General features: G+C 29.8%; 16 protein-coding genes and 1 other RNA gene. 10 read left to right on the top strand and 7 right to left on the bottom strand.

Going from position 1 to position 15,378, the window contains the following annotated elements; genetic code table 11:
* The 10 genes from L8Y18_RS05415 to L8Y18_RS05370 all read left to right on the top strand — a co-directional run bounded on the left by L8Y18_RS05415 (position 1) and on the right by L8Y18_RS05370 (position 10,359).
* Positions 1-894: a polyprenyl synthetase family protein gene (locus L8Y18_RS05415; protein WP_258107335.1), complete on the top strand. Its 894-nt coding sequence runs from the start codon at positions 1-3 to the stop codon at positions 892-894.
* Entirely contained in the window at positions 894-2,201 is a 1,308-nt protein-coding gene (gene hemA / locus L8Y18_RS05410) for a glutamyl-tRNA reductase (RefSeq protein ID WP_263676411.1), read from the top strand. The genes L8Y18_RS05415 and hemA overlap by 1 nt, the downstream gene beginning before the upstream one ends.
* A complete protein-coding gene (locus L8Y18_RS05405; RefSeq protein WP_263676420.1) occupies positions 2,188-3,888 on the top strand; it encodes a proline--tRNA ligase in 1,701 nt (566 codons plus the stop codon). Before hemA ends, L8Y18_RS05405 begins: the two co-directional genes overlap by 14 nt.
* Positions 3,885-4,280: an FxsA family protein gene (locus L8Y18_RS05400; protein ID WP_133318888.1), complete on the top strand. Its 396-nt coding sequence runs from the start codon at positions 3,885-3,887 to the stop codon at positions 4,278-4,280. The genes L8Y18_RS05405 and L8Y18_RS05400 overlap by 4 nt, the downstream gene beginning before the upstream one ends.
* The gene (gene hemC / locus L8Y18_RS05395; protein WP_263672563.1) at positions 4,271-5,197 is read left to right on the top strand and encodes a hydroxymethylbilane synthase; all 927 of its coding nucleotides are present in this window, start codon (positions 4,271-4,273) and stop codon (positions 5,195-5,197) included. Before L8Y18_RS05400 ends, hemC begins: the two co-directional genes overlap by 10 nt.
* Positions 5,198-6,991 carry a menaquinone biosynthesis decarboxylase gene (locus tag L8Y18_RS05390; protein WP_263676410.1) on the top strand — a complete coding sequence of 598 codons (1,794 nt, stop codon included), beginning with the start codon at positions 5,198-5,200 and terminating at the stop codon, positions 6,989-6,991.
* Between the two features lie 119 nt (positions 6,992-7,110).
* Positions 7,111-7,452 (top strand): FlaG family protein, encoded by a 342-nt coding sequence (locus L8Y18_RS05385; RefSeq protein WP_133318891.1) that lies wholly within the window; start codon positions 7,111-7,113, stop codon positions 7,450-7,452.
* A 2-nt stretch (positions 7,453-7,454) separates the two neighbouring features.
* Positions 7,455-9,758: a flagellar filament capping protein FliD gene (gene fliD, locus L8Y18_RS05380; protein ID WP_263676409.1), complete on the top strand. Its 2,304-nt coding sequence runs from the start codon at positions 7,455-7,457 to the stop codon at positions 9,756-9,758.
* Positions 9,759-9,775: 17 nt separating this feature from the next.
* The gene (fliS, locus tag L8Y18_RS05375; protein WP_133318893.1) at positions 9,776-10,147 is read left to right on the top strand and encodes a flagellar export chaperone FliS; all 372 of its coding nucleotides are present in this window, start codon (positions 9,776-9,778) and stop codon (positions 10,145-10,147) included.
* Positions 10,144-10,359, top strand: coding sequence for a hypothetical protein (locus L8Y18_RS05370; protein ID WP_133318894.1), 216 nt, complete (start codon positions 10,144-10,146; stop codon positions 10,357-10,359). Before fliS ends, L8Y18_RS05370 begins: the two co-directional genes overlap by 4 nt.
* Here L8Y18_RS05370 and rnpB read toward each other — a convergent pair.
* The 7 genes from rnpB to rplI form a co-directional block, all read right to left on the bottom strand.
* Positions 10,354-10,675, bottom strand: an RNA gene (gene rnpB / locus L8Y18_RS05365) — RNase P RNA component class A. The genes L8Y18_RS05370 and rnpB overlap by 6 nt on opposite strands.
* A 26-nt stretch (positions 10,676-10,701) precedes the next feature.
* Entirely contained in the window at positions 10,702-11,241 is a 540-nt protein-coding gene (locus L8Y18_RS05360; RefSeq protein ID WP_263659840.1) for a hypothetical protein, read from the bottom strand.
* A complete protein-coding gene (locus tag L8Y18_RS05355; protein ID WP_263664678.1) occupies positions 11,204-12,214 on the bottom strand; it encodes a hypothetical protein in 1,011 nt (336 codons plus the stop codon). Before L8Y18_RS05355 ends, L8Y18_RS05360 begins: the two co-directional genes overlap by 38 nt.
* Complete coding sequence (gene era, locus L8Y18_RS05350; protein ID WP_263662445.1) at positions 12,204-13,076, bottom strand: GTPase Era; 873 nt, start codon at positions 13,074-13,076, stop codon at positions 12,204-12,206. The genes L8Y18_RS05355 and era overlap by 11 nt, the downstream gene beginning before the upstream one ends.
* A complete protein-coding gene (gene hslU, locus L8Y18_RS05345) occupies positions 13,073-14,392 on the bottom strand; it encodes an ATP-dependent protease ATPase subunit HslU (RefSeq protein WP_263676408.1) in 1,320 nt (439 codons plus the stop codon). Before hslU ends, era begins: the two co-directional genes overlap by 4 nt.
* Positions 14,389-14,931, bottom strand: coding sequence for an ATP-dependent protease subunit HslV (hslV, locus tag L8Y18_RS05340; protein ID WP_263664679.1), 543 nt, complete (start codon positions 14,929-14,931; stop codon positions 14,389-14,391). The genes hslU and hslV overlap by 4 nt, the downstream gene beginning before the upstream one ends.
* A complete protein-coding gene (gene rplI, locus L8Y18_RS05335; protein ID WP_039618280.1) occupies positions 14,931-15,374 on the bottom strand; it encodes a 50S ribosomal protein L9 in 444 nt (147 codons plus the stop codon). Before rplI ends, hslV begins: the two co-directional genes overlap by 1 nt.
* Positions 15,375-15,378: the final 4 nt, after the last annotated feature.

Genomic DNA, 15,378 nt, shown 5'->3' with positions numbered 1-15,378 from the left:
GTGCAAAAGATAGATCAATATATGCATGAATTTTTATCTGAATTAAATTACAAGCCTATTTTAACAATGAGTTCAAAACTTCAAGGCGGTAAAAAATTACGCTCAAAATTACTTTTAAAAATAGCTAGTGAAAACGATATTAGTTATAAAATTTGTGCCATTATAGAATTAATCCATGCTGCAAGCTTATTGCATGATGATGTGATTGATGAAGCAAAATTAAGAAGAGGTGTAAAATCTATCAATGAACAATTTGGAGCCAAAAATGCTATCATGCTTGGAGATATTTTATACTCAAAAGCCTTCTATGAACTTTCTTTAATAGATTTAAAATTAGCAAAAATCATCTCCAATGCTGTTGTAAAGCTTTCCATTGGTGAATTAATGGATGTAAATTTAAGCGAAACTTTCAATACCGATAAAAACGCTTATTTGCAAATGATATATAACAAAACAGCCGTTTTAATCGAAGCTAGTGCAAGATGTGGGGCTATACTTGCTAATTTAAATGAAGATGATTTTGCAGAATATGGTAAAAACTTGGGCTTGGCTTTTCAAATCGTAGATGATATTTTAGATATCAAAGGCGATGAACAAACCTTAGGCAAACCCGCCATGAATGATTTTAAAGAAGGTAAAACCACTCTTGCTTATATGTATTTATATGAAAAATTAAATCCACAAGATCAAGAAATACTTAAGTCTTATTACAAGAAAGATTTAAACATAGATGAACTTACTTGGATTAAAAATAAAATGCAAGAGCATGAAATTTTTAATCAAATTGGTCAAGAATTAAACACCTATGCAAATAATGCCTTAAAAGCCATAGAAAAATACAATATAAAAGATTTAGAAGATATTATTAAAAGTATGATAGAAAGGGAATTTTAATGCATTATTATTGTATCAGTTTTACGCACAAAAATACAGATATTGCTACTAGAGAAAAACTTTCCTTTTCTAATGAAGATAAAAAAAGAGAATTATTAAGATTAATCCATACTAATAATAAAATTCTAGAAAGTTTAGTGCTTAGCACTTGCAATAGAGTTGAAATTTTTCTTTTTATCGGAGAAATTGAAAGTATCAATGAACATATTTTAAAAACACTTAGTTTGCTTTGTGGGGTTGATAAAGAAAATTTAAGCACAAAAGCTGATTTTTATGAAGATAGTGGGGCTATCCATCATTTATTTTCTGTGGCAAGCTCACTTGATAGTTTAGTTATTGGAGAAACACAAATTGCTGGACAATTAAAAGATGCTTATAAATTTGCTCTACAAGAACAAAGATGTGGTGTGCATTTAACTAGAGCAGTCCATTATGCTTTTAAATGTGCAGCAAATATTAGAAATCAAACTGAAATTTCCAAAAATCCTATTTCAGTTGCTTCAGTAGCAGTAGCAAAAGCCAAAGAGCTTATAAATTTAGAAAATAAAACTGCAGTTGTAGTAGGTGCAGGGGAAATGAGCGAGTTAGCCTGTAAACATTTATTAAATGCTAAGGCCAAAGTATTGATTTTAAATCGAGATATACAAAATGCCAAAAAACTTTGTGAGGATTTAGGTGAAAATGCAAATTGCGAAAGTATCGCAAATTTAAAAGAAGCATTAAATAAATATGAGATATTTTTTAGCGCCACAAATGCTCCACATGCTATTATAACTAATGACATATTAGAAGAAAAAGATTATAAAAGATATTTTTTTGATATAGCAGTGCCTAGGGATATTGATGTAAAAGCAAATGAAAAAAATATAGTTTATGCTGTTGATGATTTAGAAGAAGTTGTAAGAAAAAATTTAACACTAAGAGAACATCAAGCCCAGATTGCTTATTCTATAGTAGGCACTATGACAAATGAGTTTTTTCAACACCTAAGCAAACTAGCAACCTTACCTTTGGTTAAGCAATTACGCTTGCAAGCTGATGAAATCGCTAAAGAACAATTACAAAAGGCCATAGATAAAGGATATTTAAAACACTCAAATCATGAAGAAGCAAGAAAGCTTATAAGACAGGTGATGAATGCATTTTTACATCATCCTAGTGTAAATTTAAAAAAACTAAGTGGAACTATGCAAAATGACTCTGTTGTAAATGCCATGCGTTATGTGTTTGATTTAAAAAATGAAAGCATGGAAGGTTTAAACTTCTATAAATGTGAATTTAATTTGGAGAATAATCATGAAATTTAGTAAATTTTATGCCATAAGCACAAAAGAAAATCCAAAAGATGCTACCCTGCCAAGTCATATATTTTTAGTTAAGGGTGCTTTTGTAGAACAAATTGGAAGTGGTTTGTATAATTTTTTACCTTTAGGAAAAAGAGTTTTAGATAAGATTAAAAATATCATCAAAGAAGAAATGGATAAAGCAGGGGCTTTAGAAGTAAATTTAAGTTTTAATACCCCAGCTGAACTTTGGAAAGAAAGTGGGAGATTTAATGTTTTTGGTAAAGAGCTTTTACGCTTTAAAGATAGAAAAGAAAATGATTTTGTCTTAGGACCAACTCATGAAGAAGCCATAGTAGCTTTGGTTAGAAATAAAGTAAATTCTTACAAGCAACTTCCTTTGCATTTATATCAAATAGGACTTAAATTTAGAGATGAAGCTAGACCTAGATTTGGGCTTTTAAGATGTAGAGAATTTTTAATGAAAGATGGCTATAGTTTTCATAGCAATGAAGCTGATTTAGACAAAGAATTTAATCTTATGCATGAAACTTATAGTAAAATTCTTACAAGATTAGGGCTTGATTTTAGAGCTGTTGAAGCTGATAGTGGGGCTATTGGTGGAAGTGGATCAAAAGAATTTATGGTTTTGGCTAAAAATGGCGAAGATGATATATTATTATGTGAGCATTGTGATTATGCTGCAAATATCGAAGCAGCAAAAAGAGCTAAAAAAAGTTGCGAAGATGAAAGACCAGAAGCTGACTTTGCTACACAATTTCACACTCCAAATGTAAAAACTATAGAAGAATTAGCAGAATTTTTTAAAATTAATCCTTACTATACTGTTAAAGCTATTGCTAAAAAAGCTATTTATGAAAATGAAGAAAAAATTGTAGTATTTTTTATACGCGGCGATGATGAACTGCAAGAAGTTAAAGCACTAAATGCAGCAAATGCATTAGAATTGGCCGATGTAAGTGAAGAAGAATTAGAAAAAGCAGGTTTGGTACCAGGATTTATTGGTTTTGTAGGATTAAATGGAGTTGATTTTTATATTGATCATGAGCTTGAAAATGAAACAAATATGATTATTGGAGCAAATAAAAAAGATTATCATTTGGTTGGAATCAATGTTGTAAATTTAAATAAAGAACGCTTTAAAGATCTTACCGCAGTTAAAGAGCATGATCTTTGTCCAAAATGTCAGCACAAGCTTAAGCAAAGCAAAGGTATTGAAGTAGGACATATTTTCAAACTTGGAAATAAATACTCAAAAGCAATGAATGCAAGCTATTTAGATGAAAATGGTAAAGCTCAATTTTTCACTATGGGTTGTTATGGTATGGGAGTGAGCCGTTTAGTAGCTGTCGCCATAGAAGCAAGCCATGATGAAAAAGGTTGTATTTGGAATAAAACTCTAGCTCCTTTTGTTTTAGATATTATCGTTTCTAATATAAAAGATACAAAAGCTATGGAATTTGCCGAGCAAATTTATACTCATTTTAAAGATAAAGAAATTTTGTTTGATGATAGAAATGAGCGTTTTGGTGTAAAGATTAATGATTTTGAATTAATGGGCTTTCCTTATGCTTTAGTTATAGGTAAAGGCTTAGAAAGCGATGAAGTAGAGTTAATCCATAGAAATACCTTAGAAAAACAAGTTTTAAAAACCCAAGAAGTAATTTCACACTTAGAGAAAATTTTATGATAGCAAAAACAAATTTAAGTGCTTTTTTGATTTTAGAATTGATTGCTAGTATTTTATTTATAGTCTTTTTTGGTTTTTTAAATTTTTTTATGATAGTTTTTGCAAGTATGTTTTTAGGAGCAATGTTTTTAGCAAAGACTTGGACAAATCTCATCACTATGCAAAATGCCAATACTAATTTATTTGGTATGATTAAATTATTTTCCTTAACTATAGTTGGAATTTTACTTTTAATACCAGGAATTTTAAGCACATTTTTGGGAATTTTACTCTTATTTTTTATGATGATATTAAAATTATTTACAAAACAAAAAAGAAAATATCATCAAACAAACAACGAAGAAGAAATCATAGATGTAGAAATCATACAGGAGCATAAAAAATGCAATTAATCATCGCAACAAGAAAAAGCCAACTTGCATTATGGCAAAGTGAGTATATAAAAAATAAATTATTACAAACACATTCTGATTTAGAAATTTCTTTAGAGGGTTTTAAAACTAAAGGTGATGTTTTACTTGATTCTCCTTTAGCTAAAATAGGTGGAAAAGGACTTTTTACAAAAGAACTTGAAGAAAGTATGTTAAGAGGTGATTCACACTTAGCTGTGCATAGCTTAAAAGATGTGCCAAGCTTCTTTCCTGATGGCTTAGTTTTAGCTGCTATTTCAAAAAGAGAAGTGGTAAATGATGCTTTTTTAAGTGAGTATTATGAAAGCTTAAATGCTCTTCCAAAAGGTGCAAAAGTAGGCACTACAAGTCTTAGAAGAAGAATGCAGCTTTTAGCGTTAAGACCTGATTTAAATATCATTTCTTTAAGAGGTAATATCAACTCACGCTTAGAAAAACTTAAAGCTAAGGAATTTGATGCTATTATTTTAGCTCTAGCTGGCATTAAACGCTTGGGTTTAGATAAAGAAATAAAATACATTAGGGCTTTTGAACTTGATGAGATAATACCTGCAGCTTCTCAAGGAGCTTTAGGTATAGAAAGCATTGATGATAAACAAATTTTAAAATACCTTGAATGCTTAAACGATAAAAATGCCTTTGTAGAAACTTATATAGAAAGAGATTTTATAAAAACCCTAGAAGGTGGTTGTCAAGTACCTATAGGAATTAATGCAAAAATCATTGATGAAAAAATAGAAATTCGCGCCATAGTGGGCTTACCCGATGCAAGTAAAATTTTAAAAGAAAAAAGAGTGATTGATAAGCAAAATTACTCAAATGCAGGCGAGCTTTTAGCCAAAGAAATGATAGCAAAAGGTGCAAAAGAAATTTTAAAAGAAGCAGAAAGTATGATATAAATGCAAAAATTCGTAGAGCTTTTAGAAAAAAATAATTTATTAAAAACCATCCATGAGCCAGTAGATGTAGAACTTGAAATGGCACATTTAGCTTATATAGAAGTTAAAAAAGAAGACTCTAAAGCCTTGCTTTTTACTAATGCAGTAAAAAATGGCAAAAAATACGATTATCCTGTATTATTAAATACTTTTTGCAGCAAAAAAGCTTTAAATTTAGCATTTGGAAAAGATTATGAAGATGTAGCTAAAGAAATTAGCTCTTTACTTAAAATGCACATACCGCAAAGCTTTGGTGCGAAATTAAATTTTTTCAAAACCTTGCTTGATTTAAAAAATATCCCACCAAAACGCATCAAAAAAGATGGAGAATTTAACTACAAAAGCTTAAATTCTTTATATGAAATACCTATTTTAAAAACTTGGGAAAAAGACACTGCACCTTTTATCACTATGGGGCAAGTTTATACTCAAAGCATAGATGGAAAACAAAATAATCTTGGAATGTATCGCTTGCAAGTAGTTGATGAAAAAACCTTGCTTATGCATTGGCAAATTCACAAAGACGCGAGCCACTTTTTCCATGAGTATAAAAAATCAAATCAAAAAATGCCAGTAAGTATAGCCATAGGTGGAGATCCTTTATATATTTGGTGTGCTCAAGCGCCTTTACCAAAAGGTATTTTTGAACTTTTACTTTATGGTTTTATCAAGAAAAAACCTGCTATTTTGGCAAAATGCAAAAGCAATCACCTCTATGTGCCTTATGATAGTGATTTTGTGATTGAAGGTTTTGTAAATCCAAATGAATTTGCACCCGAGGGACCTTTTGGAGATCATACAGGCTTTTATACTCCTATTGAACTTTGTCCTGTCTTAAAAGTAGAAAAAATCTTTGCTAAAAAAAATGCGATTTATCAAGCTACGGTTGTAGGAAAACCGCCTTTAGAAGATAAATACATGGGGCTTGGCACAGAAAGAGTTTTTCTACCTTTACTTCAAACTAACGCACCTGATTTGATAGATTATAACATGCCTGAAAATGGAGTTTTTCATAATTTAATCTTAGCCAAAATAGAAGCAAAATATCCAGCTCATGCAAAACAAGTAATGCATACTTTTTGGGGAGTAGGGCAAATGAGTTTTGTAAAACATGCTATTTTTGTCGATGAAAATGCACCTTGCTTGCAAGATTATGACAAGCTCATACCTTATATACTTAATCGCTTTGATGAAGAAAAATTACTTATTAGTGAAGGAATTTGCGATCAACTCGATCATGCTTCAAGCACTTATTGTTACGGTGGTAAAGCAGGACTTGATGCGTGTGGCGATGAGAAAAAAGTTGAACTTGAAATTCTAAGTGATGAAACTTTGTTTTCACTTTTTAAAGAAAAAGATCAAAATATTTTAAAATTAAAACAATTTTACACCCAAACCTTTGCTCCAATTTGTGTGATCTTAATTGATAAAAAAGAAAAAATTGCTCAAATTTTTGAAAAACTACAAATTCATAAAAAACATTTTAGAATTTTAGTTTTTTTAGATTCAGATGCTATTTTGGAAAATCCTTATATGTTAATTTGGCGTGTGGTAAATAATATCGATGCAAAAAGAGATATATTTATCAAAAAAGATTGTGTTGCAATTGATGCGACAAATAAAGGATCATTAGAAGATTATCATAAAGAGTGGCCTTTAATGACAAATTGCTCTAAAGAAGTTATAGACAGACTTATTGCAAAAAAATTACTTGTAAATGATGAAAAATTCTTCAAAAAGTTTGAAATTTTTTAATTTTAAACTTTTTGAGAACACTTTTTGCTTATTAAATATATATATTTTTAATTTAAATATTAAGTTTTTTAAAATTGTGTCGATAGTGTGTTTTAGAGTCTTTTAAAAAGGAGTTTAAAATGGACATTAGCAATATTCAAAGAGATACAAATATAACTCATTTTAACACAAAAAGTGTTGAAAAGCCATCTCAAGAGAATAAGCAACAGGTTGATTTAAATGATCAAGATGAGAATTTAAATGAAAAATTAAAAAACGCAACAGAAAAACTTAATAGACAAATGGAAACATTGGAAACAAATGTGCGTTTTGCGTATAATGATAAAATAAACGAAATGTATGTAAATGTCACCGAAAAAGACACAGGTAGGTTAATACGCAAAATTCCTAGTGAAGAAGTTATGAAATTAATAGAACATTTTAAAGGTGTTATTGGCACCATTTTTGATAAGGAGAGTTAATCATGGCAGTAGGTAGTTTAGGAAGCTTAGGTATAGGTTCAGGAGTTTTAACAAGCGATACACTTAATAAGCTTAAAGAAGCAGAAATGAATGCTCACTTAAAGCTTTATAACACGCAACTTGAAACTAACACTTCAAGACAAAAAGACTTAGCAGAGCTTGAAGCTAAACTACTTGCTTTTCAAACTGCTGTAAATAGTCTTGGCGATACTTCTCAATTTAACAAAAAGAAAGTTTCTCCTAGTGTGAGTGGCGATAGTGCTGCTGCTAGCTTAGTTGTAGGCTCTTTATCTAATCTTTCAAATATGAAAGTCATAGTCGATCAACTTGCTCAAAAAGATGTTTATCAAAGCAATGGTTTTAAAGACAAAACCTCTACCGTCATGGGTAGTTTAGGTATAGAAGGTGATTCTAACGGCAAAGCTTCTTTTACTATTACCCAAGATGGAAAAGACTATAAAATAGAAATTGATAAAAGTACAACCGTAGCTCAACTTGCTGAAAAAATCAATTCCGCCACAGGTGGTAAAATAGAAGCTAAGCTAGTAAATACTGGAGATAGAGACAATCCTTATCGTTTAGTAGTACAAAGCACTGAAACAGGAACTAAAAATAATATTTCTTTTTCAGGTGATGAAAACCTTTTGGATGCTATGGGTTGGAAACTTGATAAAGATAGCATTAGCGCAGGTGGTTTGTATGGTTTTAGACCAACAGGTACTGAAAATAAAGATAAAGATAAAATAAGTGGAACATTTAGCGGAAAGCCTGAAGATAAACTACTTAATCCAGGAGAAAAAACCTCTTTTACCTTTGTTATAAAAAATGGTGAAAGATATGATAGATTTACTATTGATATAGACGAGAACACTACTTATAAGAGCTTAGCAGAAGATTTAAAAAAACAAACTAACGGAAAAGTGGAATTAAACTTTGATGAGGGTAAAAATACTTTTACATTTAGAGCTACCAATGGTGGTGAATTAAGTCTTTTTGATGGTGGCTATGCAACTGATGCTGATGGCAATATAGATCAAGCAAATTATGCTAGAGATGAAAAAGCCACAAAATTATTAAGTGAAAAATTTGGTATTAAATTAGATACAAGCACACCACAAGGCTACAATGTAAAAGCAGACAATGAAAATCATATCCAAAAAGGTATGGATGCTATCTTTAGTGTAGATGGCGTTAAGATGATTAGATCAACTAATACGATCACAGATATAGGACCTGATATTACCCTAGAGCTTAAACAAAAGGGTGAAATTAGTTTCAATGTTACTCAAGATACTGAAGCCATAGCACAATCTTTAGAAAGTTTAGCTACTGCTTATAATGATTTGATGATCAATCTTAATGCAGCGACAAAATACGATCCTGATGCAGGGACAAAAGGAAATTTCGTAGGTGTAAGCTCGATTTATAATATAAAATCACAAATTAACAATATTTTACTTCAAACTATCACAGTAGATGGAACAATCACAGTTGGAGATAGTGATACTTCAGATGGTGTTAAAGTTTCTTCAAAAGTAAGTTTATCTCTAGCTGATTATGGTTTGACTTTAAATGATGGGGTTTTAACCTTTGACTCTGGAAAATTTAATGCTAAATTTAACGAAGATCCTGAAATGGCTGAGAAATTTTTCGTAGGACACAATGGCTTTGAAGACATTGATCTAACAGGAGATAGAGTAAGTAATCTTGGTAGTGGCGATATAGAATTCAAAGAAGGTGGTTTTACCATTACTTATAATGATGAAACTATAGATTTAAGTAAAACTGCCAATGGAGATCCTTTTAAACTAACAGGAAAAGATGATATAGAAAAAGCTAAAAATTTAGTTGATCATATAAATAGTTTTGGTTTAGAAGGTTTAGAAGCTAGTTTTGAAATCATTAATCAAGGTAATGAGAATCAGCAAATTCAATTTAGAATCAAAGGAACATCAGGAAGTAACCTAGAAATTCAAGGTGATAAAGAATTTTTGAAAAAATTTGGCTTAAGTCCAAAAACTATATATTCAGTTTATAAAGAAGAAACTGGAACCTTTGGGGTATTAAAAAACACTATGGGCGAGATGATGAGCTCTGATGGTTCTTTTGGTGGTTATAAAGACTCTTTAACTAAAGAATCAAAAAATCTAAACGAAACTATAGAAAATACTAAAAAATCCATAGAAAGCAGATATGACACAATGTGGTCAAGATGGGCTGCATATGATGGTATAATTGCAAAATTAAATAACCAAGCAAGTGTTATTACAAATATGATTAATGCAGCAAATAATCAAAATTCTTAAAAATAGAGAGGATTTAAATGCTAAATAGTGCAGTATATAATGCGTATTCACAAAATCAAACTGGTGTAGAATCCCAAGAAAAACTTATAGAGATGTTATATAGTGGGATTTTACGCTTTGCAAGTAGGATAAAAATAGCTATTCAAAATGGAAATATAGAAGAAAGAGTGTATTATGTAAAAAGAGCTAGTGCTATTTTTATAGAATTGTTAAATTGCCTTGATTATGAAAAAGGCGGAGAAATAGCACACTACTTAAGTGGCCTATACACTAGAGAATTACAACTTCTTTCTTTAGCAAATATAGAAAATAGTGAAGCAAGAGTAGATGAAGTTATCAATGTAGTCAAAGGCTTGTTAGAGGCTTGGAGAGAAGTTCATCAAAAATGAGTGAAAAAAAATGGATAGATGAGTTTAAACTAGCTGTATATACTGAAGATGTGGAAAAAATAGTTAAACTCATAGAAAAACCTGACTTTAAAGATTGTCCCAATGAGGCTTTAGCTCTTACCAATGAGGCAATAGCTTTTATGAAAAAAAAGCAAGATGAAGTAGCAAAAAATTTACAAAAACTTAAAAAAGCATCTGCTTATATGAAATAAAACATGGCGATAAGCCGAGTTCTGTCAAGAGCGATCATTTATCTAGACTTGTTTTTGCAAACAAGTTCAAGCGAAGGGTTATATTATAAGACTAAAACCACCCCTTCTTGCTGCGGATTGGGTTTACATAGCTAGCTTTGTTACCAAAGCTACTGGTAGGCTCTTACTCTACCGTTTCACCTTTTCCATATAATATGGTAGTTTTCTTTCTGTTGCACTTTCCCTTAGGTTACCCTAGCCATCCATTAGATGGAATCCTTGTCTTATTGCAGCTCGGACTTTCCTCTTCAAAAGAAGCGATCGCTTGCCATGTTTAGATAAATTTTATCAAAAAAATCATTTTTATACTAGAGTAAAAATAAGATTTAATGTAATTTTTAATTCATTTTCATATTTTACAAGCTCTAAATTTTTGACTTTTATATAAGGATCTAGTTCTTGTAAAAATTGCATTAAGAAATAAAAATCACCATTAAAACTCAATCTTAAATCATAATAAGTAAAATACTGATCTTGACTTTCATGACTTTGGATTTGTAAAAACCTTACTTTAGTGAGATTTTTTTCTATATTTTTTAAAACACTTTGATAATCTTTATTTTCTTCTAAGGATATTTCATTATCAAAAGATTGCAATTTTTCATCTTTAAAATCAGAAATCAATTCTTGTTTTTGCTTATATTTTGCTTGTAAAATAAATAACTCATCTTTTGATAATTTCATTTGTTTTTCAAAATACTCAAAAATACTCATATAGATTATAAAAAAACCAAATACAAAAGCCATTATCAAAGTCAATATAAATTCGCGTTTAGATAATCTCGTAAAGATATTTTCTAAATTTTCATAAAGATTTTTCAAAAACAAGAGTAATTTTTTCATCGTTAATCTCTTTATTTTTTAACACAAAATGATATTTTTTAAAATCATCATAAAAATCATAATCTTTATTAAGCTTTATGATAAAATCATTATTTTTTATATATAAAGCTTCTATATAACTTTGATGAGAATTTAAGACTTTTAAAAAATTATAAAAATCCTTATAGCAGAGCGTATTTGCATAAAATTTTTGTAACAAATCAACTTTTTGTTCATTTTTTTCTTGTAATTTTTCAACTTCTTGATTTTGTTTTTGATTTATTTTTGCTTGCTCTAAGATATCATCTTGATTTTTGATTAAATTTTCATATTTTATTTTTTCTTTTTCATAAAATGATTTTTGCGTATATAAATACAAAGGATAAACTAAGGCTAGTAAAATCCCGCATGTAAAAGCTAATAAAATTTTAAAACTAAAAGATTTTAAATGATTTATTTTTGCTTTATTAGCAAAATTAATTTTAACTCGATCATATTTTTTTAATAATTTTTGATAGAAAGTATTACTATTAAATTTATCAAAACTGCTAAGATTTTGAGTATCGTCTATACTTATGATGTTTTTATATGTATTTTTTAATTTTTCATCATATATTTTACTATAAGTATTTAATGGCATAACTTTGCAATTTTGAAATTCACATCCCAAATACTCCACTAAAACTATGTATTTTTTCTTAAATAATAATGCAAGATTTTCACTATTTGTATCATTCCTAAAATACACTTCAAAGAGCAGGGGTTCTGGGATTACATAATCAACATCTAAAATATCTTCATATTTACACAAAAATACATGAGTAAAAGATTTATCTTGAAAATACTTTAGCTCATATGAAAAATCATCTTTAAGACCAAGTTCCTCAAAGCTCTTTTTTAAGATTTCATCTTCACTAATAGGATTTGCAAGTTTTACATATAAAAGTTTTTCATAAGTAAGAAAATCTTTTTTGATGATTTTTTTACTCATCATAAAGGATTTTTTTGAGATTTTGCTCGTTTTTATGCCAATTTTTTTCTAATTGAACGAACAATTTTAACATTACCTTTTTTTGCGCTAATTTTTCTATCTTCATCCTAGCTTCTTTACCTATACGCTTAATTGTAGCTCCATCTTTACCTAGTATCATTCCTTTATGAGAATTACTATCTGTAATGATGATAGCGTTAATATAATAAATTTGCTCAAGCTCTTTGATTTTTTCTATTTTTACTTCAGTGCTATAAGGAATTTCATCACTTAAATTTTCATATATGGCTTCTAAAATAAAATCTCTATAGATATCCTTTTCATTTGTGGTAGTAATAAACTCAGGATCAAAATAATACGGATGTTCAGGCAAATACTTAATCATCTCATCTAAGAGAATTTTTTTATAAAATTTTTGCTTAGCAGAATAGGGGATAATAGCGCTAAAATGTGAGTTAAACTGAGAATACTCGCTTAATTTTTTAAGTAAGACTTCTTTTTTTACCAAATCAACCTTATTGATTAATACAATATGCGGCACTTTAGGATTTAAACTTAAAAAATTTTCATAATCTTTAATATCATCATAAATACTAGCTACAAATAAAATCACATCACAATCTGCAATGCTTTTAATCGCCAAATCAATCATAAGCTGATTCATAGCTTTAGAGCTTGCATGCAAGCCTGGTGTATCTATAAAAATAAGCTGATGATTCTCATGCATTATAATTGCATTAATCTTTCTTCTTGTGGCATTTTGCTTATGAGAAACCATAGCCACTTTTTCTTCTAATAAAGAATTAAGGATAGAACTTTTTCCCGCATTAGTTCTACCCACTATGCTTATAAAGCCACTTTTCACAAGATATACCTAGCTAAATCTTTATTTTCTATGATATCTCCAAGTTTAACTTGCACTTTAAAATCATCTATTTTATAAACTTTTCCAGCATATTCATCTGCCTCAAAACTAATATCTTCCAAAAGTTTTTCCACCACCGTGTGTAAGCGTCTTGCACCAATATCTTGCATTTCTTCGTTAGCCTTGCTTGCTATTTTTGCTATTTCTCTAATAGCCTCATCTTCAAAAACAAGCTCTACATTTTCGGTTTTTAAAAGCTCAATGTATTGTGTTAGTAATGAATTTTTAGGTCTTGTTAAAATAGCATATAAAGCATCCTCATCTAGCGAATCAAGCTCAACCCTTAAAGGAAAACGCCCTTGAAGTTCAGGGATTAAATCACTTGGCTTGCTTAAATGAAAAGCACCTGCTGCGATAAATAAAATATGATCAGTTTTTAAAGGTCCAAATTTAGTTTGTATAGTACTACCTTCAACTATAGGAAGCAAATCCCTTTGCACTCCTTCTTTGCTTGGATCTTGGCGGTTTGAATTTGAGCTTGAAACTGCTACTTTATCTATCTCATCAATAAAAATAATCCCTTCATTTTCAGCTCTTCTTAAAGCCTCGCCTTTAATACTTTCCATATCAAGAATTTTTTCACTTGCTTCTTGAGCTAAAGCTATTCTTGCATCTTTTACTTTCATTTCTTTTTTAACTTTTTTATTACCCACGCCAATAACTTTTACTATATCTTGCATAGCACCCATTTCAGGTGGTAAATTTGGATTAGCATCAAACACGCTTTGTGAAATTTCAACTTCTATTGTGCTATCATCTAAATCACCAGCTTTTAATTTCACGCGCATTTTTTCTAAAGAATTTTGATACTCTTCTTGTTTTTCTTCACTAACACCCTTTGGTAAAGGTGGTAAAAGTTTTTCTAAAATTTTATTTTCTATAAATTCATTAATTTTGTCTTTATTTTTTTCTTTTTCTTCGTTTTTTACTAAATTTAAAGCAGCATTAGCTAAATCTCTAACCATGCTTTCTACATCACGCCCAACAAAACCAACTTCAGTATATTTACTTGCTTCAACTTTTACAAAAGGAAGTCCCATCATCTTAGCAAGGCGTCTTGCAATCTCTGTTTTACCAACCCCAGTTGATCCTATCATTAAAATATTTTTTGGCATGATATCATCTTGAAGTTCAGGGCTAAGCTGCATTCTTCTATAACGATTTCTTAAAGCAATTGCTATGATTTTTTTGGCATTTTTTTGTCCAATTACATAATCATCTAAAAATTTTACAATCTCTTTTGGAGTTAAATTCATTTATCATCCTCAATTACATAAGTTTTAATATTTGTATTAGTATAAATGCAAATTTCACCAGCTATTTGCAAGCTTTCTTTGACTAATTCTTCTTCATCTAAATTTGAATGTTTGGCTAAAGCTCTTGCAGCAGAAAGTGCATAATTACCCCCACTACCAATAGCGGCTATAGCACCATCTTCAGGCTCAACTACATCTCCAGTTCCTGAAAGTAAAAATATATGATCTCTATCTAATACCAACATCATTGCTTCAAGTTTTCTTAGGTATTTATCCTTACGCCATTCTTTTGAAAAATCTATTGCAGCTTTTAATAAATCACCCTTAGAACTAGAAAGTAGTTTTTCAAACATATCAAAAAGATTAAAAGCATCAGCGGTGCTTCCTGCAAAACCTGCTAATACTTCTCCATTGTTTAATTTTCTAATTTTAACTGCATTGTTTTTTAAAACAGTGTTTCCAAAACTTACTTGTCCATCTCCACCAATTACAGATTTATTTTTACCTTTATAAGCTAAAATTGTAGTTGCGTGAAACATTATTCTCCTTTAACTTCTAGCTTAAATACAGCGTGAATTGCATGGCCTAATTTTGCTGAAATTTCATGCACACCAAGCTCTTTTATAGTATCACATTCTAAGCTTTTTTTATCAAGCTCTATACCTTTTTGATCTTTTAATGCATGTGCGATTTCATCTTTAGTAACCCCACCAAACAAGCTTCCATTAGCTCCTACAGGCTTAGCTATACAAATAGTGATTTTAGATAATTCCTCTTTTAATTTTTCCAAATTTGCAAGTTCAAATCTTAAATTTTCAGCCTTTTTCTTTTGCTCTGCTTCATATTGTTTTAAAACTTCATGCGTAGCAGCTTTGGCAAAACCTTTGGCAATTAAAAAATTTTGTCCATATCCATCTTTTACTTCTTTAACTTCTCCTGCTTTTCCTAAGCTTTTTACATCTTTAATTAATAATACTTTCATTGTT

The sequence above is a fragment of the Campylobacter sp. CNRCH_2007_0968H genome, from assembly GCF_025773245.1.
Taxonomy (GTDB): Bacteria; Campylobacterota; Campylobacteria; order Campylobacterales; family Campylobacteraceae; genus Campylobacter_D; species Campylobacter_D lari_D.
This window is presented reverse-complemented; position numbering and strand designations above follow the sequence as displayed.